At 71.6% G+C, this 22,845-nt stretch carries 19 protein-coding genes; 13 read left to right on the top strand and 6 right to left on the bottom strand.

The window, feature by feature from the left end:
• Positions 1 to 891 (bottom strand): AfsR/SARP family transcriptional regulator (locus G5C51_RS13325; RefSeq protein ID WP_165236770.1); only part of this gene is annotated, 891 nt, incomplete at its 3' end.
• A gap of 144 nt (positions 892 to 1,035) precedes the next feature.
• Between G5C51_RS13325 and G5C51_RS13320 the strand changes: the two genes are divergently transcribed.
• Positions 1,036 to 1,548 (top strand): NAD(P)H-dependent oxidoreductase, encoded by a 513-nt coding sequence (locus G5C51_RS13320; RefSeq protein WP_165236768.1) that lies wholly within the window; start codon positions 1,036 to 1,038, stop codon positions 1,546 to 1,548.
• 30 nt (positions 1,549 to 1,578) lie between these two features.
• Complete coding sequence (locus G5C51_RS13315) at positions 1,579 to 3,201, top strand: MFS transporter (RefSeq protein ID WP_165236766.1); 1,623 nt, start codon at positions 1,579 to 1,581, stop codon at positions 3,199 to 3,201.
• A gap of 67 nt (positions 3,202 to 3,268) precedes the next feature.
• Here G5C51_RS13315 and G5C51_RS13310 read toward each other — a convergent pair whose 3' ends face one another.
• Both G5C51_RS13310 and G5C51_RS13305 read right to left on the bottom strand, forming a co-directional pair.
• Positions 3,269 to 3,982 (bottom strand): glycerophosphodiester phosphodiesterase, encoded by a 714-nt coding sequence (locus G5C51_RS13310; RefSeq protein ID WP_165236764.1) that lies wholly within the window; start codon positions 3,980 to 3,982, stop codon positions 3,269 to 3,271.
• On the bottom strand, positions 3,958 to 4,995 hold the full coding sequence (locus G5C51_RS13305) for an adenosine deaminase (RefSeq protein WP_165236762.1): 1,038 nt from the start codon (positions 4,993 to 4,995) through the stop codon (positions 3,958 to 3,960). The genes G5C51_RS13310 and G5C51_RS13305 overlap by 25 nt, the downstream gene beginning before the upstream one ends.
• 210 nt (positions 4,996 to 5,205) lie before the next feature.
• On the opposite strand from G5C51_RS13305, the gene G5C51_RS13300 reads away from it, so the two are divergent.
• Positions 5,206 to 5,664, top strand: coding sequence for a hypothetical protein (locus G5C51_RS13300; RefSeq protein WP_165236760.1), 459 nt, complete (start codon positions 5,206 to 5,208; stop codon positions 5,662 to 5,664).
• On the opposite strand, the gene G5C51_RS13295 is transcribed toward G5C51_RS13300, so the two are convergent.
• On the bottom strand, positions 5,639 to 6,259 hold the full coding sequence (locus G5C51_RS13295) for a phosphatase PAP2 family protein (protein WP_165236758.1): 621 nt from the start codon (positions 6,257 to 6,259) through the stop codon (positions 5,639 to 5,641). The two genes, G5C51_RS13300 and G5C51_RS13295, sit on opposite strands and share 26 nt — an antisense overlap.
• A 269-nt stretch (positions 6,260 to 6,528) precedes the next feature.
• The gene (gene gabT, locus G5C51_RS13290) at positions 6,529 to 7,860 is read right to left on the bottom strand and encodes a 4-aminobutyrate--2-oxoglutarate transaminase (RefSeq protein WP_165236756.1); all 1,332 of its coding nucleotides are present in this window, start codon (positions 7,858 to 7,860) and stop codon (positions 6,529 to 6,531) included.
• A 288-nt stretch (positions 7,861 to 8,148) separates the two neighbouring features.
• On the opposite strand from gabT, the gene G5C51_RS13285 reads away from it, so the two are divergent.
• The 7 genes from G5C51_RS13285 (at position 8,149) to G5C51_RS13260 (ending at position 17,888) form a co-directional block, all read left to right on the top strand.
• Positions 8,149 to 10,467 (top strand): hypothetical protein, encoded by a 2,319-nt coding sequence (locus G5C51_RS13285; protein ID WP_240929612.1) that lies wholly within the window; start codon positions 8,149 to 8,151, stop codon positions 10,465 to 10,467.
• Positions 10,468 to 10,571: 104 nt separating this feature from the next.
• Positions 10,572 to 12,230 (top strand): PucR family transcriptional regulator, encoded by a 1,659-nt coding sequence (locus G5C51_RS13280; protein WP_165236754.1) that lies wholly within the window; start codon positions 10,572 to 10,574, stop codon positions 12,228 to 12,230.
• A gap of 47 nt (positions 12,231 to 12,277) precedes the next feature.
• A complete protein-coding gene (locus G5C51_RS13275; RefSeq protein ID WP_165236752.1) occupies positions 12,278 to 12,808 on the top strand; it encodes a DinB family protein in 531 nt (176 codons plus the stop codon).
• 136 nt (positions 12,809 to 12,944) lie between these two features.
• Positions 12,945 to 14,390: an aldehyde dehydrogenase family protein gene (locus tag G5C51_RS13270; RefSeq protein WP_165236750.1), complete on the top strand. Its 1,446-nt coding sequence runs from the start codon at positions 12,945 to 12,947 to the stop codon at positions 14,388 to 14,390.
• 88 nt (positions 14,391 to 14,478) lie between these two features.
• Positions 14,479 to 15,735, top strand: a complete 1,257-nt coding sequence (locus G5C51_RS13265) for a phospholipase D-like domain-containing protein (protein WP_165236748.1) — start codon at positions 14,479 to 14,481, stop codon at positions 15,733 to 15,735.
• Between the two features lie 39 nt (positions 15,736 to 15,774).
• Positions 15,775 to 15,849, top strand: coding sequence for a 50S ribosomal protein bL37 (locus tag G5C51_RS44275; protein WP_420824803.1), 75 nt, complete (start codon positions 15,775 to 15,777; stop codon positions 15,847 to 15,849).
• 101 nt (positions 15,850 to 15,950) lie between these two features.
• Entirely contained in the window at positions 15,951 to 17,888 is a 1,938-nt protein-coding gene (locus G5C51_RS13260) for an acyl-CoA dehydrogenase family protein (protein WP_165236746.1), read from the top strand.
• A 4-nt stretch (positions 17,889 to 17,892) separates the two neighbouring features.
• Here G5C51_RS13260 and G5C51_RS13255 read toward each other — a convergent pair whose 3' ends face one another.
• On the bottom strand, positions 17,893 to 18,678 hold the full coding sequence (locus G5C51_RS13255; RefSeq protein WP_165236744.1) for an ArsR/SmtB family transcription factor: 786 nt from the start codon (positions 18,676 to 18,678) through the stop codon (positions 17,893 to 17,895).
• Positions 18,679 to 18,779: 101 nt separating this feature from the next.
• Between G5C51_RS13255 and dxr the strand changes: the two genes are divergently transcribed.
• From dxr to ispG, 3 genes are all read left to right on the top strand, one after another.
• On the top strand, positions 18,780 to 20,045 hold the full coding sequence (gene dxr, locus G5C51_RS13250; RefSeq protein ID WP_165236742.1) for a 1-deoxy-D-xylulose-5-phosphate reductoisomerase: 1,266 nt from the start codon (positions 18,780 to 18,782) through the stop codon (positions 20,043 to 20,045).
• Positions 20,042 to 21,358, top strand: a complete 1,317-nt coding sequence (locus tag G5C51_RS13245; protein WP_165236740.1) for a M50 family metallopeptidase — start codon at positions 20,042 to 20,044, stop codon at positions 21,356 to 21,358. Before dxr ends, G5C51_RS13245 begins: the two co-directional genes overlap by 4 nt.
• A gap of 311 nt (positions 21,359 to 21,669) precedes the next feature.
• A complete protein-coding gene (ispG, locus tag G5C51_RS13240; RefSeq protein WP_165236738.1) occupies positions 21,670 to 22,824 on the top strand; it encodes a flavodoxin-dependent (E)-4-hydroxy-3-methylbut-2-enyl-diphosphate synthase in 1,155 nt (384 codons plus the stop codon).
• Positions 22,825 to 22,845 lie beyond the last annotated feature (21 nt).

Genomic DNA, 22,845 nt, shown 5'->3' with positions numbered 1-22,845 from the left:
GCCCGGCCCGGTGAGCGTCACCAGCCGCCCCTCCGCGAGGAGTTGCCCCACCTCGGCGACCGCCGATTCGCGCCCGACGAGCTCGCCCAGCGCCGCCGGAAGGTTGCCCGCGGCGGCCGGAGCGGGCACAGGCGGCCCCGCCAGCTCCGCGTCCTGCCGCAGGATCGACTCGTACAGCGCCACCAGCTCCGGCCCCGGATCCAGCCCCAGCTCATCGGCCAGCTGCGCCCGCAGCACCCCGTAGCTCTCCAGCGCCTCGCTCTGCCGCCCCGCCCGGTACAGCGCCCGCAGCTGCGCCGCGCGCAGGCGTTCGCGCAGCGGGTGGCGGGCCACCAAGTCGCCCAACTCGTCCGCGAGCAGCGCATGGTCGCCGGACTCCAGGCGGGCCTCGGCCTGCTCCTCCAGCACGGTCAGGCGCAGCTCCGTCAGCCGCGAGATCTCCGGCCGCGCGAACTCCTCGTCCGCGAAGTCCGCCAGCACCTCACCCCGCCACAGCGCCAGTGCGTCGGCGAACAGCGCTGCCCGCGCCCGCGGTTCCGCGGTCGAGCGCGCACGGGCGGTCAGCTCCAGGAAGCGGCCGGTGTCCACCGCGTCCGGCGCGACCTGCAGCACGTATCCCGGCGTACGGGACACGACAAGAGCCCGCCCGACGCCCGGCTCGGCGTCCTCCAGCGCGCGGCGGAGCTGCGAGACCCGGGTCTGCAGGGCGCCCGCCGGGTTGGCGGGGAGCGCCTCGCCCCACAGGTCGTCGATGAGGCGGTCGGCCGGCACCACCCGGCCCGCGTGGATCAGCAGATCCGCGAGCAGGCTGCGCACCTTCACCTCGGGGACCCGGACCGGCCGCCCCTCGGACGTCCACACGGCCAACGGCCCCAGCACCCCGAAACGCATGCCGATCACCGTAGCCGACCTATCAGACAGGCCCCTCCGAAGCCCGTCTGAAGAAGACCTGCAGAAGGCCTGAAGCCCTGAAGCCCATGGTGATTCCAGTCCGGCCGACCGGGGCCGACACCGAGCAGCGAAGGAGGGATCCCGATGGATGCGGAGCCGTTGCGGATCATCGTTCTCGGTGGTCTGGTGCCCGGTCGGCCGGGACGGTCGGCCGCCGCCCTGGCAGCCGCAGGCGCCGGGCGCAGGGCCGGGCGCGAGGCCGACGTCATCGACCTCGCGGCCGCCTGCCTCCCGGAGCCGGGCCCGGAGCCCGGGTGGTGCGAGCCGGAGCCCGCGGCCGTACGGGACCTGCGTCCCTGGCTGGCCGCGGCGGACGGCTTCGCCGTCGTCGTGCCGGCCCGTACGGAGCACCCGCCGCCCCCGCTGCGCAGCGCCCTGACCTGGTGCGCGGACGCCTGGCGGGCCCGGCCGGTGGCGCTGCTCCCACACGGATACGGACCGGACGCAGCCGTACCGGCCGGGCTGCGGCAGGCCTTCGCCGAAGCCCACGCACTCACCGTCGCCACCACGGACTGTCCGGACGACGCCCTCGACCAGCTCACCTGGTGGGCCCGCGCCCTGCGCACCGCCAGGACCCACGACCCGTACCGCTTCTGAAGCAGCAATTAACGATTGAAGGGACCCACCATGTCCGCCCACCCCGCATCCCCTGCCCTCGCGGGCGTCCCCGAACGCGCCACACCGAAGCAATGGCTGGGCCTCTCCGTCCTCCTGCTCCCCACCGTCGTCCTCTTCCTGGCGATGACCGTCCTCTTCCTCGCCACCCCGCAGATGGCCGCCGACCTGCAGCCCAGCAGCGCCCAACTGCTGTGGATCAACGACATCTACGGCTTCATGGTGGCCGGCCTGCTCGTCGCCATGGGCACCCTCGGCGACCGCTGGGGACGCCGCCGGATCCTGCTCCTCGGCGCGGCCGCCTTCGGCGTCGCGTCGGCCGTGGCGGCCTTCTCGCCGAATGCCGAACTGCTCATCGCCACCCGGGCGGTGATGGGCCTGGGCGCGGCAGCCGTACTGCCGTCGACGCTCTCGCTCATCACCAATATGTTCCGCGACGGCCGCCAGCGCGGCATGGCCATCGGCCTGTGGGCCGCCTCCGTCTCGGTCGGCGTCGCCATCGGCCCGCTGGTCGGCGGGCTGCTGCTGGAGTCGTTCTGGTGGGGCGCGGCACTGCTGTTCGCCGTCCCCGTGATGGCGCTGGTGCTGGTCGCGGCGCCGGTGCTGCTGCCCGAGTACCGGGCGCCGGAGTCGGGGAAGCTCGACCCGCTCAGCGTGGTGCTGTCGATCGTGATGCTGCTGCCGCTGGTCTACGGGATCAAGGACCTGGCCAAGGACGGGGTCGGCGCCGCGCCGCTGCTGGCGATCGCCGCCGGTGCCGTGCTGATCGCGGGCTTCGTCAAGCGCCAGCTCCGCCTCGACAGCCCGCTGCTCGACGTCCGCCTCTTCGCCAACCGCACCTTCAGCGGCGCGCTGCTCGTCTTCCTCCTCGGCGCGATCGCGCTGGGCGGCGTGTACCTGCTCTTCACCCAGTATCTGCAGCTGGTCGCGGGCCTGTCGCCGCTGGAGGCGGGGCTGTGGATCCTGCCGGCGGCGGTCGCGCTGATCGCGGTGTCGATGCTGTCGCCGGTGCTGGCGCGGCGGGTGCGCCCGGCATACATCATCGCGGCGGGCATGGCCGTCTCGGCGGCCGGATATCTCGTCCTCACCCAGGTCGGCAGCGTGCACGGCCTGCCGCTGCTGATCACCGGGTTCTACATCCTCTACCCGGGCATCGCCCCGTCGATGGCGTTGACCACGGACATCGTCATCAACTCGGCCCCGCAGGAGAAGGCCGGCGCGGCCTCGGCCACGAACGAGACCGCGAGCGAGCTGGGCGTGGCCCTCGGCATCGCGGTCCTGGGCAGCATCGGCACCGGCGTCTACCGGAGCGAGATGCTGGGCTCCGTACCGGACGAGCTCCCGGCGGGTGCGGCGGCGGCGTCGCAGGACACCCTGACCGGCGCGCTGTCGGCGGCGGAGCGGTTGCCGGGCCCGCTGGCGGCTGACCTGCTGGAGCCGGCGAAGGCGGCCTTCGCGAGCGGGCTGAACACGGCGTCGTGGATCGCGGCCGGTCTGGTCGTGATCGCGGGCCTGGTGTCGGTGACGCTGCTGCGGAAGGTCGGGACCACGGCGAGCACCCCGGCGGCGGAGGAGGTGCGGGACGCCGCCCCGGAGACCCCGGAGACCCCGGTGGCCGTGCCGGCCGGGCACTGAGGGTCGTACGGCACCAGCACACCGCCGCGGCGGGAGGCACTGCGCCTCCCGCCGCGGCGGTGCGTGGTCAGCCGTCCAGGATCTTCCGCAGGCCGGTGATCCGGTTGGACGTGATCGAGTCGACGCCCAGGTCGCGGAGGCTCCTTATGTTGCGGTCCCAGTCGACCGTCCAGCAGGACACCAGATAGCCGTCCTCGTGGTCGCGGCGCACGATGTACGGAGTCACGTACCCCCAGCGGTAGTTGAGCCACCTCGGCCGCAGCGCCGTCAGCAGCGACGCGGTGTGCCGGGCGCCGTTCTTGCCCGACAGCGCGATCTCCGCCGTGTCGTCCGCCTCCCGGACCGCGAGCAGCGCCGCCGTCGCGCCGCAGTAGTACACGCTCGCCGCCGCGCCGCTCGCCTGCACCTCCGCCACCGTCGCGGTCGCGGCGTCCGGGGCGGGGAGGTCGATGAAGGAGCGGACCGACGGCTCCTCCGCCATCACCTTCAGCGCGGCGCGGAGCGTCGGGACGCCGCCGCCGGTGCGGCGCGCCACCTCCGCGTAGTCGAGCGCCGCCACCGGCATGTCGTAGCCCCAGAGCCGCTTCAGCGTCACGTCGTGCAGCAGCACCGGCACGCCGTCGCGGGTCAGGCGGACGTCGTACTCCACCGCGTCCGCGCCCGCCGCGACGGCCGAGCGCAGGGACGCCAGGGTGTTCTCGCGGACGCGGTACGGGTCGCCGCGGTGGGCGACCGCCAGGGTGCGGCCAACGGGTGTCACTGCGGGCGCTGCTCCTGCCATGCAGACAGATAAGCATCGATCTCGGCCGCGAGCCGGGTCTTTCCGGACGCGTCGAGGAACGAGGCCTCGACCGCGTTCTTCGCCAGCGCCGCCAGACCGCCCTCGTCGAGGTCCAACAGCCGGGCCGCGACCCCGTACTCCGTATTCAGATCCGTGCCGAACATCGGCGGATCGTCGCTGTTGATCGTCACCAGGCAGCCGGCCTCGACCATGGCGCCGATCGGGTGCTCGTCCAGCGTCGCTACGGCCCGGGTGGCGATGTTCGACGTCGGGCAGACCTCCAGCGGAATGCGGTGCTCCGCCAAGTGCGCCAGCAGCGCCGGGTCCTGGGCGGAGCTGGTGCCGTGGCCGATGCGCTCGGCGCGGAGGTCCTTCAGCGCGTCCCAGACGGTCTCCGGGCCTGTCGTCTCGCCCGCGTGCGGGACGCTGTGCAGGCCCGCCGCGATGGCCTTGTCGAAGTACGGCTTGAACTGCGGCCGCGGCACGCCGATCTCAGGCCCGCCCAGGCCGAAGGAGACCAGCCCCTCGCAGCCGAGGTCCACCGCGATCCGCGCCGTCTCCTCCGCCGAGGCGAGGCCGGCCTCGCCGGGGATGTCGAAGCACCAGCGCAGCACGACGCCCAGGTCGCGCTCGGCGGACACCCGCGCGTCCTCGATCGCCTCCAGGAAGGCCCGGTCCGGGATGCCCCGCGACACGGAGCTGTACGGCGTCACCGTCAGCTCCGCGTACCGGATCTGCTGCCGCGCCATGTCGCGGGCGACCTCGTAGGTCAGCAGCCGGACGTCCTCGGCATCCCTGATCAGGTCCACGACCGCCAGATACACCTCGATGAAGTGCCCGAAGTCGCGGAAGCTGAAGAAGTCCGCGAGCGCGCCCGGGTCCTTGGGCACGGGGGAGTCCGGATGCCGGGCTGCCAGCTCCGCGACGATACGCGGCGACGCGGACCCCACGTGGTGGACGTGCAACTCGGCCTTCGGCAGACCCGCGATGAACGTCTCCAGCGACTCGGGCATGATCACCCTCCCTCGGATACGGCTGCATCGGATCTTACGGGCCCGGCCCGCCGCCTCCGCCCCCACTGCCCACCCCGCGCACGCCCCTTCGGCGGGTTGTGACCCACACCACCTGCCCTTTCGCGTAATAGCCGGGCCCGGGCCCGCTCTCCCTTGTGTGCGCCGGCCCGACCGGGGGTCGGAGCGTGACCGAAACGAGGGGCGAGTGACATGACTGGCGCGGGGGCTAAAACGGCGGTCGAGTGGCTGGTGGCAGCGGCACCGGATCCGGACGGCGTGCGGTGGGAGTGGGAGCGCAATCCGCTCGGCACGATCCTGCTGCCGGCGGGAAAGCTGTGGGACGTACTGATCCTGCCGGGCGATCTCGGGCATCCCACGCTCGACGTGATCACCCGCTGCATGGACCGTCCGGGACCGGTGCTCGCCGACTTCCAGGACTCCCGGCTCGGCTTCTTTGTGCCGCCCGGTACCGCGGCCCGCTGGGTGGCCACCGGCGTACGGGGCGCGGGGCGCGGCACCTGGATCGTGGTGCCCTACCCGGGGCGGGCCACCGGCGGTGTCCGCTGGATCGTGCCGCCGGACGGCTCCGGCACGCTCACCGACCCGGCGCTGCTGGAACTCGCCATGCACGAGGCGGCGGCGCTCATCGCCCGCGAGGGCGGGAGCTGACCCGAGGGCTGATCCGCGGGCTGACCAACGCCACGGCGCACAGCGGCACCACCGCCAGGCACCAGGACGCCAGCACGTCCAGCGGCCAGTGGTAGCCGCGCCACACCAGCCCGAGCCCGTTGCCGAGGACGAGCACGACGGCGGCTGCTGCGAGCAGCCGCCGCGAGTCGCGGGTCCTGAGCAGCGGCAGCAGCACCAGCGCCGACGCGCCGTACGCCACCGCCGCCGTCGCCGCGTGGCCCGAAGGGAAGTAGCCGGCGTAGGCGCCGAGCGGTTCGCCCATCGGACCCGGGCGCGCGAAGAGGGCTTTCAGCGGCATGACGAACAGCGGGACCGCGCCCATCGCGACCGCCGCGGCCAGCGGGCCGCGCCAACTGCGGCGCGCCAGGGCGTATCCGAGCGCGGCGGCCAGGACCGGCACGGCCACCACCACGGTGCCGAGATCGGCGAGCGCCTCGCTCAGCCGGACCGGCTGGTGGCGTACGAACACCCCGGACACCCGCACATCGAGCCGCGCCAGCGGGCCGCCGGTCGCGACCTGCCACGCCAGCACCGCGAAGACGAGCGCCGATACGGCCGCGAGCGCCGCCAGCACAAGCAGAACCGTCCGCCCCGGAGCCGGGGGGAAGGCTCCGGGACGGACGGTCCCTTTTTCAGGTGGCCGCGCACCCAGGGGGGTGTAGGGCACGCGGGGATCCGATCGATGAGGAGGTTCTACGCAAAGACGGTACGGCAGCCGCCGTGCTCCGGGCAGGCGCTCCACTCGGTCACCATCGGGCCTCCGCAACTCCTTCACGCATTTATGCAATACGGCCGAACGCACCTGTGCAATCCGGCCGCATGCACCCGTGTCGGATGGCTGGATTACGCCGCCGTGGCGAGCGCCTGCTCGAGAATGTCCAGGCCCTCGTTGAGCAGGTCCTCGCCGATCACCAGCGGCGGCAGGAAGCGCATCACATTGCCGTACGTGCCGGTCGTCAGCACCAGCAGCCCGGCCTGGTGGCAGGCCTTGGCCAGGGTGGCGGTGAACTCCGGGTTCGGGTCCTTGGAGCCGGCCTTCACCAGCTCGATCGCGATCATCGCGCCGCGGCCGCGGACGTCGCCGATGACGTCGTGCTTCTCCTGAAGGGCCGTCAGCCGGGGCTTCATGATCTCGCCGATCCGCCGCGCCTTGGCATTGAGGTCCTGCTCGCGCATCGTCTCGATGGCGCCCAGCGCCGCGGCGCACGCCACCGGGTTGCCGCCGTACGTACCGCCGAGGCCGCCGACGTGCGGGGCGTCCATGATCTCGGCGCGGCCCGTCACGGCCGCGAGCGGCAGGCCGCCCGCGATGCCCTTGGCGGTGGTGACCAGGTCCGGGACGATGCCCTCGTCCTCGCACGCGAACCACTGGCCGGTGCGGCAGAAGCCGGACTGGATCTCGTCCGCGACGAAGACGATCCCGTTCTCCTTGGCGAACTCGGCGATCCGCGGCAGGAAGCCCTTCGCCGGCTCGATGAAGCCGCCCTCGCCGAGCACCGGCTCGATCACGATGGCCGCCACGTTCTCCGCGCCGACCTGCTTGCTGATCATGTCGATGGCCTGGGCCGCGGCTTCCTCGGCGCAGTTCTCCGGGCCGGTCAGCCAGCGGTACGGGTAGGCCACCGGCACCCGGTAGATCTCCGGCGCGAAGGGGCCGAAGCCGTGCTTGTACGGCATGTCCTTGGCGGTGAGCGCCATCGTGAGGTTCGTGCGGCCGTGGTAGCCGTGGTCGAAGACGACGACGGCCTGGCGCTTGGTGTACGAGCGGGCGATCTTCACCGCGTTCTCGACGGCCTCGGCGCCGGAGTTGAAGAGCGCCGACTTCTTGGCGTGGTCACCGGGGGTGAGCTCGGCGAGCTGCTCGCACACCTCCACGTAGCCCTCGTACGGGGTCACCATGAAACAGGTGTGGGTGTAGTCCTGCAGCTGGGCGGAGGCCCGGCGGACGACGGCCTCGGCGCTGTTGCCGACCGAGGTGACGGCGATGCCGGAGCCGAAGTCGATCAGGCGGTTGCCGTCGACGTCCTCCAGGACCCCGCCGCCCGCCTTGGCGGCGAAGACCGGCATGACGGTGCCGACGCCATTGGCGACGGCGGACTGCTTGCGCGCCATCATCTCCTGGGACTTCGGGCCAGGGATGGCGGTGACGAGGCGACGCTCCTGGGGGATGGTCATGGTGCTCCTCCGGTCCGGGGCAAACGGTGCGTTATGTCGCAGGCTAGGGGCGCGGGCGCGAGGCGGGGATGCTACGCGGCGGAGTGATACGCGTGTCGGGTTGTCCACCGCGTCCAGGGCGGCCTGGGGAATGCGGTCGCGGAGGGTGGCGATCAGTAGCCGTCGGTGATGGAATTGTGTGCTGCGCGACGCCCTCCGGCGCGCCGCGCGGTGCAGGTAACTGCCGGTCAACCGCCCTCGTGGGCAAGTAGATTGGGCCCGCCGAACGAGGGGCGAGGAGCGGGTTCTATGGGGACGCAGGGCAAGGACACGGCTCGGTGGCAGGGCGTACCGGCGCCGCCCAGGCCGGGGGTCCCGCCGCAGCGGTCGCCCGGGGAGCATCCGTTCCTTGCGTGGCTGCGCACACCGCGGCCGGAGGCCGGGCCGGGCATCTGGCGCTTCGGCCGGCGGCCGAAGCCGCCCGAGGAGCCGGACCGGGTCGAGGACCGGCAGCTGGTGGGCGGCGCGCTGCTGACCCTGGCCGGGGCATTCATCGTGTGGTCGCTGTACCGGAACGGCGTGATCCCCTTCCGCCACTGGCCGCTCGAGCTGGTGACGCCGGACTCGTGGTGGGACGGCAAGGGGCGGGACCGGGCCGGGGCCGTCTTCGCCGATCTGTACGACCTCGCGGTGCTCGCGTTCATCGGCTGGATCGCGGGGCGGGCCGGGCAGTGGCCCGAGGCGGTGCGGCGGTACGTGCTCGACGCCGGTGAACGGCGGCGGGCCGCGGGCACGATCTCGGGCGCGTTCGTGGTGTGGATGCTGGTCGTGCCCAGCGGATTCATCCCCGTGGTGCCGGTCTTCTTCGACCTCGCGCCGGACGCCTGGCTGCGCGATCCGAGCAGCGAGGCGGCGGTCTTCCTCTTCACCTACGGCGTCTACACGCTGCTCACCGGCGCGATCGTCTGGGGTGCCGCCCGGCTGGGGCGGTGGCGGGAGGTCTTCAGGCCGCAGCACAAGGACGCGGAGGAGGACGAGGCCGAGGAGCCCGAACTCGTCGCCGCCGACTGGGCCGAGCTGCGTGCCGTCGGGCTCGGCGATGTCGCCGACGCGCTCGAGCGCGAGGCCGCATCCGGCGCGATGAACGACGTCGACCAGGCCCGTATCACCCGCGCCTGGGAGACCGTGCAGGCGCAGCCCACCCGGCTGAAGCCCTTCACCGACGCGGTGCGGCACGACGGTGCCGGCGCCTTCCCGCATCCGTCCGGGCTGCGCGACATCGGGGCGCGGGCGGCGCTGCACGACCTCGTCACCGGGCAGGTGCGGATCGGCGCGGCGCCCGACGACGGGCGGAACGAGTACGCGTACCGCGGCGAGGGCATCGCCCTCGAGCCGTCGCTGGTGAGTACAGGCCTGCTCGTCGTCGGGCCCGCCGCCTCCGGGAAGACCGGCCGGGTCGTCGCGCCCTGCGCCGAGTCGCTGTGCCTGCTGGCGCTCGCCGGGCGGGCGGCGGTGGTCTCCGTCGGCTCTGCGGGGAGCGCGCTGGGCGCCGACGACGCGTACGACGTGGTGATCCGGATCGGCGACCCGGACTCGCGGCACGACCTCGATCTCTACGGCGGCACCCAGGACCCCGACCAGGCCGCCGCGCTGCTCGCGGACGCGCTGCTCGGCGCCGATCCGGGCGTACGGACAGCGGAGCTGCGGCAGGCGTCGCTGGCGCTCGCCCAGCTGCTCGGTCCGTATCGCTCCGCCCACGGCCGCTTCCCCGGTGTGCCGGAGCTGCGCGCCCTGCTGGACGCCGAGCCGGTCGCCGTCGGCTCGTTGCGCGAGGCCTGCGAGGCGGCGGGGGACGGGGCGGCGCTGCGGGAACTGGAGGGGCGGGAGCGGCAGTCGCGGCGGGCCGGCGACATCGGGCCGCTGCTGGCCGACCGGATCGCGGTGCTGGACCGGCCGGCGTTCGCCGGCTTCTTCGAACCCGGGTGGCAGGGGCGGCAGTTCTCCATGCGGGCGCTGGAGCACCCGATGCGGGTGCGGATCGATCTGCCGGAGCGCGGCCACGCCGAGGCGGCCCGGCTGCTGACGCGGCTGCTGCTGGCGCAGTTCGTCTCCGTCGCGCCCGCCCGCCGGGACCGGTCGCTCTTCGTCGGCCTCGTCCTCGACGACGCCGCGCACACGGTGACCGCCGAGACCGTACGGGGCGTGCAGCGGCTGCGCTCCGCCAACGCCGGCGTCGTCCTCGCGCTGCGCTCGCTCGACGAGGTCGCCGAGGCGCTGCGCGGCCCGCTGCTGTCGGCGGTGGGCTGCCGGATGGCGCTGTCCGGGGTCTCCACCTGGGACGGCCGGCACTTCGCGGACGCATGGGGGGCGGAGTGGGTGCAGACCCGCGACGTCACGCACACCCCCGATGTGTCCGGCGGCACCCTGCGGCGCTCGCTGCGCGGCGTGCGGCAGCTGGTGACCGGGTCGAAGGTGATGAGCCAGTCGGTGACCGTGCGGCAGGTGGAGCGGGAGCGCTGGTCGGCGTCCGAGCTGGCGAACACGGTGCCGGCGGGGCACGCGGTGGTTTCCTTCACAAGTGTGGAGGGTGCGCGAGGGGCGCCGGTGCTGGTGGACCTGCACGGATGAGGAAATAGGGCGGTGGCCTGCGGAAGCCCTTGGACGATGCGGCACAATTGCGGGTAGCCGTTCGTACGGAGCGGCGCAGAGCGTGCAAAAACTGTGAAGGACCCATGCCGACCCTCGCCGATCTCGTCCGCCATTCGGCGCTGAAGCTGTCCGTGCTCGCCGGCGCGGAACGGCTGGACGAGCCTGTGCGCTGGGCGACGGTCAGCGAGCTGATCGACCCGGTGCCGTATCTCGAGGGCGGGGAGCTGCTGCTCACCACCGGGATGAAGCTGGATCCGGACGACGCGGCCGCCATCCGGCGCTACGTGCGGCGCCTGGCGCGGGCCGGTGTGGTCGGCCTCGGCTTCGGGGTGGGCGTCAACATCGAGCCGACGCCGCAGGCGCTCATCGAGGCCGCGACGGAGGAGGGCCTCCCGCTGCTCGAGGTCCCGCGCCCGGTGCCGTTCATCGCCATCACGAAGGTGGTCTCCGCGGCCCTGGCCACCGACCAGTACCGCGCGCTGACCTCCGGCTTCGACGCCCAGCGCGACCTCACCCGGGCCGCGCTCGGCGACGGGGGCCAGACCGCGGTGGTCCGCCGCCTCGCGGCCCACCTCGACGGCTGGGCCGCGCTCTACGACGCCTCCGGCGCGCTGATCGCCGCCGCCCCCGACTGGGCCGCGGGCCGGGCCGAGCGGCTGACCGGCGACGTCGGCCGGCTGCGGGACCGGCCGGTGCCGGCGAGCGCGGTGGTGGCGGGCGTGGAGCCGGCCGAGGAAGGCCAGGCCGAAGACGCCGATGACGACGGCCCCGCCACGGACCGCGTCGAGCTGCAGACTCTCGGCTCCGGCCGCCGCCCCTGCGGCGTGCTGGCCGTCGGCACCGGCGCCGCGCTCGGCACCGCCCAGCGCTACGCCGTACACGCTGCCGTCGCCCTCCTCACCCTGACGCTGGAGCGCTCGCGGACCTTCCAGGTGGCCGAACAGCGCCTCGGCACGGCGGTGTTGCGCCTCCTCCTCGCCGGTCAGGCCGAGCACGCCCGCTCGGTGGCAGGCCCGATGTACGGCGGGCTGCTGGACGCGCCCGTACGGATGCTGGTCGCCGAGCCGGACCCGTCCGCGGAGGACGACGAGGGCGATCCGCTGAGCGCCCTCGCCGACGCCCTCGAAGCCGCCGCCCTCGGCGCGGGCGAGACGGTGCTCGCCGTCCCCGACGCCGGCCGCCTCATGGTGCTCGCCGTCGACGGCGGCGCCGCGGTGGCCGCCGCCGCCCGGCACTGCGCCGAGCTGGAGGCGCAGCGGCCGGACGCGATCGGCTCGCTGATCCGCGGCTCGGCCGCGGGACGGCGCGGACTGCCGCTCACGGTGGGCGTCTCCGCGCCCGCGGGCCCCGCGGTGGCCACCGTCGCGTACAAGCAGGCCGAGCAGGCGCTGTCCGTGGCGCGGCGGCGGGGGCGGGTGCTCGTAGAGCATGAAGAGGTCGCCACCGGGAGCGTGCTGCCGCTGCTGGCGGACGAGGCGGTGCAGGCCTTCGCGGACGGCACGCTGCGGGCGCTGCACGACCACGACGCCACCGGACGCGGCGACCTGGTCGACTCGCTCCGGGCGTGGCTGTCGCGGCACGGCCAGTGGGACGCGGCGGCGGCCGATCTCGGGGTGCACCGGCACACGTTGCGGTACCGGATGCGCCGGGTCGAGGAGATCCTCGGCCGGTCGCTGGACGATCCGGATACCCGCATGGAGCTGTGGCTCGCGCTGAAGGCGACGGCGGCGGCTTCGGCCTGAGCGGGCGGGTGTTGGCCCGCGCGCGGCCATGAGGCAGGGTAGTGATCATGACGACTCTGCCGGACGGCCGCGTAATACCGCCCCCGCATGCCGACGAGCGCGGCACCCTCGAATCCTGGCTCGACTTCCACCGCGAGACGCTCGCCACCAAATGCTCCGGCCTTTCGGACGAGCAGCTGCGGCTGGCGTCCGCCGAGCCCTCGGCGATGACGCTGCTGGGCCTCGTCCAGCACCTGGCGGAGATCGAGCGGAACTGGCTGCGGCGGATCTTCGGCGGCGAGCAGCTGTCCCCGGTCTTCGGCGAGGACAACGCGGACGGCTTCGGCCTGGTGCCGGAGCGCGGTCTCGACGAGGCGCTGGCCGCGTGGCGCGAGGAGATCGCCAGGGGCCGGGAGGCGATCGCGGGCGCCTCGCTGACGGACGCCGGGCACAACGTCAGCGAGCAGGAGGCCGGGTACCTGGGTGACAAGGGCGTCTCCCTCCGCTGGATCCTCATCCACCTGATCGAGGAGTACGCGCGCCACAACGGCCACGCCGATCTGCTGCGGGAGCGCATCGACGGGGTAGCCGGTACGTAGGACCGGCTGGACGATCCGTAGCAGGACGCGTCGCGACTTCTCCACGCGGGACAAACGACGAAGCAGCCCCGTGCCCCTACGGTGGGCACCAGATACCAAACCGGACCAAACTCGCACCCCGGAGGCGGAGAACACCGTGGCTACCGCACACCCCTTCTGGCTGGCCGGCCGCCAGGCGACCGGCGATGACACCCTGGACGTCACTTCCCCCTGGGACGGCCGTCTCGTGGGCACGGTGAGCGTCCCCACCGAAGCCCAGGTCGAGGAGGCCATCGCCGCGGCCGACGCGGTGAAGGACGAGTTCGCCGCGACCCCCGCGCACGTACGGGCCAACGCCCTCGACCACATCTCGCGCCGGCTCGCCGAGCGCACCGAGGAGATCGCCAAGCTGATCTCCGCCGAGAACGGCAAGCCCATGAAGTGGGCCCGCGGCGAGGTCGGCCGCGCGGTCTCGGTCTTCCGCTTCGCCTCCGAGGAGGCCCGCCGCTTCAACAGCGGTGAGGCCCAGCGCCTGGACACCGACCCGGGCGGCGTCGGCCGGCTCGCCTTCACCCGCCGCTTCGCGCGCGGTCCGGTGCTCGGCATCGCGCCGTTCAACTTCCCGCTGAACCTGTGCGCGCACAAGGTCGCCCCGGCCCTCGCCGTCGGCACCCCGATCCTCCTCAAGCCGGCTCCGGCGACCCCGCTCTCCGGGCTCATGATCGGCGAGCTGCTCGCCGAGACCGACCTCCCGGCCGGCTCCTGGTCCGTACTGCCGGTCGCCAACGAGCACATGGAGCAGCTGACCAAGGACGAGCGCCTCCCGGTCGTCTCCTTCACCGGCTCCGAGAAGGTCGGCTACGCCATCCTCGACACCATCCCGCGCAAGCGCGTCACCCTGGAGCTGGGCGGCAACGGCGCGGCGCTGGTCCTCGCCGACTTCTCCTCCGAGAAGGACCTGGACTGGGCGGCGCAGCGGATCGCCACCTTCTCCAACTACCAGGGCGGCCAGTCCTGCATCTCCGTCCAGCGGGTGATCGCGGACGCCTCGGTCTACGACGAGCTGGTCCCGCGCATCGTCAAGGCGGTCGAGAAGCAGGTCACCGGCGACCCGTTCGACGACGCCACCGACGTCGGCCCGCTGGTCAGCGAGGACGCCGCCAAGCGGGTCGAGGCGTGGGTCGACGAGGCGGTCAAGGCCGGCGCCACGCTGCTCACCGGCGGCAAGCGCGACGGCGCCTCGTACGCCCCGACCGTGCTCGCGGACGTGCCGCACGACGTGAAGGTCTCCTGCGAGGAGGTCTTCGGGCCGGTGCTGACCGTGACGAAGGCGGACGGCGAGGAGGCGGCCTATGCCAAGGCCAACGACTCCAAGTACGGCCTGCAGGCCGGTGTCTTCACCCACGACCTGCAGACCGCCTTCCGCGCGCAGCGGGCGCTCGAGGTCGGCGGCGTGATCGTCGGCGATGTGCCGTCGTACCGCGCCGACCAGATGCCGTACGGCGGCGTGAAGCAGTCCGGGGTCGGGCGCGAGGGCGTGAAGTTCGCGATGGAGGACTACACGTACGAGCGGGTCATGGTCCTCACCGGTCTGGACCTGTGACGTATGTGACGAGGGCCTGACAATGTGACGGTTGTCCCCCTAGGGTGCTCGGCGTCTCGAACCGCCGTGCCCCTGGGGGGACTTCTTCATGCTGCGTCACCGCTCCATCCGGTACGCCGGGCTGCTGGCCGTGCTCGCGGGCCTCTTGTTCAGCCAGGCCTCGCCCACCTCCGCCGCCGTCCCGAAGCCCGTCATCAACGGCCCGGTCTTCAACGACCCGCTCGGCACCGCCGCGCAGCAGTCGGCCAACTTCACCCAGCTGATCAACCTCATCAACGCCACGCCCGCCGGCGAGTCCATCAAGGCGTCGGTGTTCGAGCTGGAGGACAAGGCCGTCGCCGACGCCCTCGTGGCCGCCAAGAACCGCGGCGTCTCGGTCAAGCTGATCGTCGACGACAACACCCGCGACAAGGGCAGCGCCGCGTACACGACGCTGAAGAGCGCGCTCGGCGCCAATGACACCGCGGGCTCGTGGATCGTCGTCTGCGACGACAAGTTCGAGGACGACGACGGCATCGACGACGTCAGCCGCGGCTGCGCGTCGGTCCCGCCGCCCAACCCCGCCTACAACCACAACAAGTTCTTCATCTTCTCGAAGATCTCCGGCTTCTCCGACGGCACCAGCTACTCCAAGGTCGTCTGGCAGTCGTCCTCGAACCTCAACGACTGGTACAAGGTCGAGTCCTACAACGACTCCGTCACCTTCGTGGACCCGGTGGTCTACGACGGCTACGCCAAGTTCCACGAGGACGAGCGGAAGCTGCGGGCCTCGGCGAGCGGCGACAACACGTACTACTGGTCGACGCCGACCGGCTCCGCGTACCGCGCCTACTTCTTCCCGCGCGGCGACGCCAGCTACAACAACCCGGCGACCGACACCATCGTGAACACCCTCGACGAGGTCGCCTGCTCCTACACCGGCTCCGACGGGCAGAAGCACCAGACCGACATCCGGGTCGCGATGTTCCAGTTCCTCGGCTCCCGCAAGCAGGTGGCGAGCAAGCTCGCGGAGCTGCGCGGCAAGGGCTGCTGGGTCGACGTCGTCTACAGCGAGGGCGACGCCACGGTGAAGGGCATCCTCGACAACGCCGGCATCCAGAGCCTGGCCTGCAAGTTCAACAACGGGCCGGGCATCGATGTCCGTACCCACACCAAGTTCTGGCTGCTCGACGGCGACTACAACGGCTCGATCACCCCGCGGGTCTACACCGGCAGCCACAACTGGACGGGGTCGGGGCTGCGCTCCGCCGACGAGGCGATGGTCCGGATCACCGGCGCGGACTACCACGCGAAGTACCTCTCGTACTTCTACAAGATCCGGGACACCTGCAAGGCCCGCAGCTGACGCCGCGCGGGGGCGGCGCTCCGGCCGTATTCTGCGGATATGTCTGCCAGAGGAAACAAGCGCCGCTCCCGTAAGAAGAAGAACGCCAACCACGGCAAGCGTCCCAACGCCTGACGGACACTTGCGAGCGGGCTGGTGCACCGCTCCCGTATCGGGTACATACGGACGAGTAGCACTCTCCGGTAACCCCATCGGCGGCGAGGTGAGCTGAGCTCATGACCGAGGTGCAAGAGCCCGCGAAGGTATCCGAGAAAGAGGCGCGACAGGTCGCGGAGGCGGCGCGGGAACAGGACTGGCGCAAGCCAAGCTTCGCCAAAGAACTGTTCCTGGGCCGCTTCCGCCTCGACCTGATCCACCCGCATCCCATGCCCACGGACGCGGCGGCCCAGCGCGGCGAGGAGTTCCTCGCCAAGCTCAAGGTCTTCTGCGAGACGGAGATCGACAACGCCCGGATCGAGCGCGAGTCACAGATCCCCGACGAGACGATCAACGGGCTCAAGGAGCTCGGCGCCCTCGGCATGAAGATCGACACCAAGTACGGCGGCCTCGGCCTCACCCAGGTGTACTACAACAAGGCCCTCGCCCTCGTCGGCTCCGCCAATCCCGCCGTCGGCGCGCTGCTCTCGGCCCATCAGTCGATCGGCGTACCGCAGCCGCTGAAGATCTTCGGCACCGAGGAGCAGAAGGAGAAGTTCCTCCCCCGCTGCGCCCGTACGGACATCACCGCCTTCCTGCTCACCGAGCCGGACGTGGGCTCCGACCCGGCCCGGATGGCCTGCGCGGCCGTGCCGGACGGCGACGACTACATCCTCGACGGCGTAAAGCTCTGGACGACCAACGGCGTCGTCGCGGACCTCCTCGTCGTCATGGCGCGTGTGCCCAAGTCCGAGGGCCACAAGGGCGGCATCACCGCCTTCGTCGTCGAGGCCGACTCCGCGGGCATCACGGTCGAGAACCGCAACGCCTTCATGGGCCTGCGCGGCATCGAGAACGGCGTCACCCGCTTCCACCAGGTCCGGGTCCCGGCCGCGAACCGCATCGGCCCGGAGGGCGCGGGCCTGAAGATCGCGCTGACGACCCTCAACACCGGCCGCCTCTCCCTCCCCGCCCTGTGCGCGGGCGCCGGCAAGTGGTGCCTGAAGATCGCCCGCGAATGGGGCGCCGTGCGCGAGCAGTGGGGGAGGCCCGTAGCCAAGCACGAGGCCGTCGGCTCCAAGATCTCCTTCATCGCCGCCACCACCTTCGCCCTCGAGGCCGTCCTCGACCTCTCCTCGCAGATGGCCGACGAGGACCGCAACGACATCCGCATCGAGGCGGCCCTCGCCAAGCTCTACGGCTCCGAGATGGCCTCGCTCATGGCCGACGAGCTGCTGCAGATCCGCGGCGGCCGCGGCTACGAGACCGCGGCGTCGCTGGCCGCCCGCGGCGAGCGGGCGGTCCCGGCGGAGCAGGTGGTCAGGGACCTCCGGATCAACCGGATCTTCGAGGGCTCGACCGAGATCATGCATCTCCTCATCGCCCGCGAGGCGGTCGACGCGCACCTCAAGGTCGCCGGCGACCTGATCGACCCGGAGAAGTCGCTCGGCGACAAGGGGCGGGCGGCGGCGAAGGCCGGCGGCTTCTACGCCCGCTGGCTGCCGAAGCTGGTCGCCGGCAAGGGCCAGGTCCCGCGCACCTACGCGGACTTCCACCCCGCCGGGCACCCGGACCTCTCCACCCACCTCCGCTTCGTCGAGCGCAACGCCCGCAAGCTGGCCCGCTCGACCTTCTACGCCATGTCGCGGTGGCAGGGAAAGATGGAGACCAAGCAGGGCTTCCTCGGCCGCGTCGTCGACATCGGCGCCGAGCTGTTCGCGATGAGCGCCGCGTGCGTACGGGCCGAGCTGCTCCGCACGACGGAGGACCACGGCCGCCAGGCGTACCAACTGGCGGACGTCTTCTGCCGGCAGGCCAGGATCCGCGTCGACGAGCTCTTCGCCAGGCTCTGGAACAACACCGACGACCTCGACCGCAAGGTGGTCAAGGGCGTGCTCGGCGGCGCGTACACCTGGCTGGAGGAGGGCGTCGTCGATCTCTCCGGCGACGGCCCCTGGATCGCGGACGCGACCCCGGGACCGTCGGAAAAGGAGAACGTACGCCGCCCGATCCGCTGAAGGCTCAGGCCTTCTCGAGGATCGACTTCAGCTCCGACATCATCATGGTCCAGCCGCCGCTGACGCCCTCGAGCATCTTCGAGTCGGCCGAGGTGAAGCCGTCGTGGGTGATGGTCAGCTTCACACCCGCCTCCGGCACCTCGGCCGGCTCGATATCGAAGGCCACCTGCGAGCGCTCCTTCACCGCCTCCGTGAACTCCTCGTCGCTCATGCCGAACATCTCCTGGTGCATCGGCTGCAGCGTGTGCCAGGTGTAGGCCAGCCGCTTGCCCGGCACCGATTCGGTGACGACCTGGCCGAGGTCCTGCGGCTCGCCGCCGTCCTCGACCGGCCACAGCACCTTCGAGCCGGTCTTCCAGTCCGAGGACGGCGCGTAGCCGCCGTGGTACTGCTTCAGGAACTCCGGGCTGGTCAGCCCCTCCCAGAGCTTCTCGGGCGTGGTGTGGATGTAGATCGTGTAGACGTACGCGGGCTTGCTCATCGCCGTTCCTTCCAGGGCGTTCTTCAGATTGCCGAGCGCGGCCATCCGGCCCCGCTCGTACCGGCCGATCCAGCGGTCGGCGATCTCGTGGATGGGGACGGGGTTGAGGTAGTGGTGCTTCTCCCGGCCGCTCTTCACGGCGTTGACCAGCCCGGCGGCCGCCAGCACCCCCAGGTGCTTGCTCACCGCCTGCCTGCTCATCGCCAGGCCGTCGCAGAGCTCGCGCAGCGTCTGCCCGTTCCGCTCGTTCAGCCGGTCCAGCAGCCGCCGGCGGCTCGCGTCGGCGAGCGCCTTGAACACCTCGTCCATCACCACCGACCCCCTTCGACTTCAGATTGGCAACCATTTGGTTACCTGTCAAATGCGCGGGCCGTGCCGGTCCGGGCGGCCCGACCCGCCACAATGGGGGCATGAGCGACCGCCCAGCGCCTCTCGCTGACCCTCGTCTGCACCCGCCCGCCACCACCGATGGCGGCCCGCGGGAGATCGTGATCCTCGGCTCGACCGGCTCCATCGGCACCCAGGCCGTGGACATCGTTCTGCGCAATCCCGACCGCTTCCGGGTGACGGCCCTGTCCGCCGCCGGCGGCCGGGTCGGGCTGCTGGCGGAGCAGGCGCGGCAGCTCGGGGTGGGTACGGTCGCAGTCGCCGACGCGGGCAAGGCGGACGAGCTGCGGGAGGCGCTGCGGGGGGAGTACGGGACCGAGCCGCTGCCGCAGGTGCTGGCGGGACCTGACGCCGCCACCGAACTGGCCGCGTCCGACTGCCACACCGTCCTCAACGGCATCACCGGCTCCATCGGCCTCGCCCCGACGCTCGCCGCCCTGGAGGCGGGCCGGACCCTCGCGCTCGCCAACAAGGAGTCGCTCATCGTCGGCGGCCCGCTGGTGAAGGCCGTCGCCAAGCCAGGGCAGATCATCCCGGTCGACTCCGAGCACTCCGCCCTCTTCCAGGCGCTGCTCGGCGGCACCCGCGCCGAGGTACGCAAGCTCGTCGTCACCGCCTCCGGCGGCCCCTTCCGGGGGCGTACGCGGGAGCAGCTGGAGTCCGTAACGCCGGAGCAGGCGCTCGCGCACCCCACCTGGAGCATGGGCCCGGTCGTCACGATCAACTCCTCCACCCTGGTGAACAAGGGCCTGGAGGTCATCGAGGCGCATCTGCTCTTCGACGTGCCCTTCGACCGCATCGAGGTCGTCGTGCACCCGCAGTCCTACGTGCACTCCATGGTGGAGTTCACCGACGGCTCCACCCTCGCGCAGGCCGGCCCGCCGGACATGCGGCTGCCGATCGCGCTCGGCATGGGCTGGCCGGACCGGGTGCCGGACGCCGGGCCCGCCTTCGACTGGAGTACCGCCTCGACGTGGGAGTTCTTCCCGCTCGACGAGAAGGCTTTCCCCTCCGTCCCGCTCGCCTGCCACGTAGGCTCGCTGGGTGGCACCGCGCCGGCGGTCTTCAACGCCGCGAACGAGGAGTGCGTGGCGGCTTTCCTCGACGGCCGGTTGCCCTTCAACGGAATCATGGACACTGTGACGGAAGTCGTCACCGAGCACGGGGCTCCTGCTACGAGAGGTGCGGGAACCTCGCTCACCGTGGCGGACGTCCTGGAAGCGGAGACGTGGGCGCGGGCGCGCGCCCGGGAGCTCGCAGGTCTGCAGACAGCGGAGGCGCGCGGATGACCACCTTCATGACGATCCTCGGCATCGTCGTCTTCGCCGTGGGCCTGCTGGTCTCCATCGCCTGGCACGAGCTCGGCCACCTCTCCACGGCCAAGATGTTCGGCATCCGGGTGCCGCAGTACATGGTCGGCTTCGGGCCGACGATCTTCTCCCGGAGGAAGGGCGACACCGAGTACGGCATCAAGGCGATCCCGCTCGGCGGCTACATCCGCATGATCGGCATGTTCCCGCCCGGCAAGGACGGGAAGATGCAGGCCCGGTCCACGTCCCCGTTCCGCGGGATGATCGAGGATGCCCGGGCGGCGGCGTACGAGGAGCTGAAGCCCGGCGACGAGACCAGGCTCTTCTACACCCGGGCCCCGTGGAAGCGGGTCATCGTGATGTTGGCGGGCCCGTTCATGAACCTGATCCTCGCGGTCGTGGTCTTCATGGGCGTCATGATGACCTTCGGCATCACGACCCAGACCACCACCGTCGGCGCCGTCTCCGACTGCGTGCTGCAGCAGTCCGTGGTCTCCAAGGACCCCGACCGCAAGTGCACCGGCAAGGACCCGGCCGCGCCCGCCAAGGCCGCGGGGCTGCAGAAGGGCGACCGGATCGTCGCCTTCAACGGCAACAAGGTCGGTGACTGGGATGACCTGCAGTCCGACATCCGCGGCACCATCGGCAAGGCCACCGTCACCGTCGAGCGCGACGGCAAGCTCGTCGACCTGCACCCCACCCTGATCAAGAACCAGGTCGCCAAGACCGACGGCCGCGGCTCGTACGTCGACGGCGAGTACGTCGACGCCGGCTTCCTCGGCTTCACGCCTGCTCGTGGTGTCGTCCAGCAGGACTTCGGCCAGTCGGTCGAGCGGATGGGCGACATGGTCGCCAACGGCGTGGACGCGCTGATCGCGCTGCCGTCCAAGATCCCCGACCTGTGGGACGCCGCCTTCAACGGCGGCGAGCGCAAGGACGACTCCCCGGTCGGTGTCGTCGGCGCGGCCCGGGTCGGCGGCGAGGTGCTGAACCTGGACATCCCGCCGGAGCAGCGGGTGGCCTCCATGCTGCTGCTGGTCGCCGGCTTCAACCTGTCGCTCTTCCTCTTCAACATGCTCCCGCTGCTCCCACTCGACGGCGGCCACATCGCGGGCGCCCTGTGGGAGTCGATCAGGCGCCAGGCAGCCAAGATCTTCCGCCGCCCGGACCCCGGCCCCTTCGACGTCGCCAAGCTGATGCCGGTGGCTTACGTGGTGGCCGGAATCTTCATTTGCTTCACGCTGCTGGTGCTGGTGGCGGACCTGGTCAATCCGGTAAAGCTCACGGGTTAGCGGGATCGCCTGATTCCCCCGCGATATCCGCACCGGGCACCCCGGCCGACCTGCTTGTCCGGCTGGGGGTCCGGGGGTCATCCCCCGGGAGAATGCAGCATCTGCTTCACGCTGCTGGTGCTCGTTGCGGACCTGGTCAATCCGGTCAAGCTCACCGGTTAGCCGGGGTACGGCGGTGACTGTCGCAGTTCGTCCACAGATCCGGTGATGTTGATGGCGCCGTGTGCTTCCGGTCATCGGCGTGGCGTAACCTCGAAGGCTGAGCCCGCTCGCCCAGGGCGATGAAAACGAATGCTTGGGGTTGCCGCCAGATGACTGCTGTTTCGCTCGGTATTCCGTCCGTGCCGCTGAAGCTCGCCGACCGTCGCGTCAGCCGAAAGCTGCAGGTCGGGAAGGTTGCGGTGGGCGGCGACGCCCCCGTGTCGGTCCAGTCGATGACCACCACGCGGACGTCCGACATCGGCGCCACGCTGCAGCAGATCGCCGAGCTGACGGCATCCGGCTGCGAGATCGTCCGGGTGGCCTGCCCGACCCAGGACGACGCCGACGCGCTGCCGGTGATCGCGAAGAAGTCGCAGATCCCGGTGATCGCCGACATCCATTTCCAGCCGAAGTACGTGTACGCGGCGATCGACGCCGGCTGCGCCGCGGTGCGGGTGAACCCCGGCAACATCAAGAAGTTCGACGACCAGGTCAAGCAGATCGCGCAGGCGGCCTCCGCGGCCGGCACCCCGATCCGTATCGGCGTCAACGCGGGCTCGCTCGACAAGCGGCTGCTGGAGAAGTACGGCAAGGCCACCCCCGAGGCGCTGGTCGAATCCGCGCTGTGGGAGTGCTCGCTCTTCGAGGAGCACGGCTTCCGGGACATCAAGATCTCGGTGAAGCACAACGACCCCGTGGTCATGGTCAACGCCTACCGCCAGCTGGCCGCGCAGTGCGACTACCCGCTGCATCTCGGCGTGACCGAGGCCGGCCCCGCCTTCCAGGGCACCATCAAGTCGGCGGTCGCCTTCGGCGCGCTGCTGAGCGAGGGCATCGGCGACACCATCCGCGTCTCGCTGTCCGCGCCGCCGGCCGAGGAGTGCAAGGTCGGCATCCAGATCCTGGAGTCGCTCGGCCTGCGCCAGCGCCGCCTGGAGATCGTCTCCTGCCCGTCCTGCGGCCGCGCCCAGGTGGACGTCTACAAGCTCGCCGACGAGGTCAGCGCCGGTCTGGACGGCATGGAGGTGCCGCTGCGCGTCGCCGTCATGGGCTGCGTCGTCAACGGCCCGGGCGAGGCCCGCGAGGCCGACCTGGGCGTCGCCTCCGGCAATGGCAAGGGCCAGATCTTCGTCAAGGGCGAGGTGATCAAGACCGTGCCCGAGTCGAAGATCGTCGAGACCCTCATCGACGAGGCGATGAAGATCGCCGAGCAGATGGAGAAGGATGGCGTTCTCTCGGGGGAGCCGCAGGTCAGCGTCAGCTGAGCGGCCCCGTTGCGACGCGCG

The organism is Streptomyces coryli, assembly GCF_011044975.1.
GTDB lineage: Bacteria > Actinomycetota > Actinomycetes > Streptomycetales > Streptomycetaceae > Streptomyces > Streptomyces coryli.
This window is presented reverse-complemented; position numbering and strand designations above follow the sequence as displayed.

Coding starts and splice junctions, on each gene's coding strand:
- G5C51_RS13310 (WP_165236764.1), bottom strand. CDS start 3,982: ATGGCAGGAGCAGCGCCCGCAGTGACACCCGTTGGCCGCACCCTGGCG.
- G5C51_RS13265 (WP_165236748.1), top strand. CDS start 14,479: ATGCTGCGTCACCGCTCCATCCGGTACGCCGGGCTGCTGGCCGTGCTC.
- G5C51_RS13245 (WP_165236740.1), top strand. CDS start 20,042: ATGACCACCTTCATGACGATCCTCGGCATCGTCGTCTTCGCCGTGGGC.
- G5C51_RS13315 (WP_165236766.1), top strand. CDS start 1,579: ATGTCCGCCCACCCCGCATCCCCTGCCCTCGCGGGCGTCCCCGAACGC.
- dxr (WP_165236742.1), top strand. CDS start 18,780: ATGAGCGACCGCCCAGCGCCTCTCGCTGACCCTCGTCTGCACCCGCCC.
- G5C51_RS13255 (WP_165236744.1), bottom strand. CDS start 18,678: ATGGACGAGGTGTTCAAGGCGCTCGCCGACGCGAGCCGCCGGCGGCTG.
- G5C51_RS13320 (WP_165236768.1), top strand. CDS start 1,036: ATGGATGCGGAGCCGTTGCGGATCATCGTTCTCGGTGGTCTGGTGCCC.
- G5C51_RS13285 (WP_240929612.1), top strand. CDS start 8,149: ATGGGGACGCAGGGCAAGGACACGGCTCGGTGGCAGGGCGTACCGGCG.
- G5C51_RS13280 (WP_165236754.1), top strand. CDS start 10,572: ATGCCGACCCTCGCCGATCTCGTCCGCCATTCGGCGCTGAAGCTGTCC.
- G5C51_RS13275 (WP_165236752.1), top strand. CDS start 12,278: ATGACGACTCTGCCGGACGGCCGCGTAATACCGCCCCCGCATGCCGAC.
- G5C51_RS13300 (WP_165236760.1), top strand. CDS start 5,206: ATGACTGGCGCGGGGGCTAAAACGGCGGTCGAGTGGCTGGTGGCAGCG.
- G5C51_RS13260 (WP_165236746.1), top strand. CDS start 15,951: ATGACCGAGGTGCAAGAGCCCGCGAAGGTATCCGAGAAAGAGGCGCGA.
- ispG (WP_165236738.1), top strand. CDS start 21,670: ATGACTGCTGTTTCGCTCGGTATTCCGTCCGTGCCGCTGAAGCTCGCC.
- G5C51_RS13305 (WP_165236762.1), bottom strand. CDS start 4,995: ATGCCCGAGTCGCTGGAGACGTTCATCGCGGGTCTGCCGAAGGCCGAG.
- gabT (WP_165236756.1), bottom strand. CDS start 7,860: ATGACCATCCCCCAGGAGCGTCGCCTCGTCACCGCCATCCCTGGCCCG.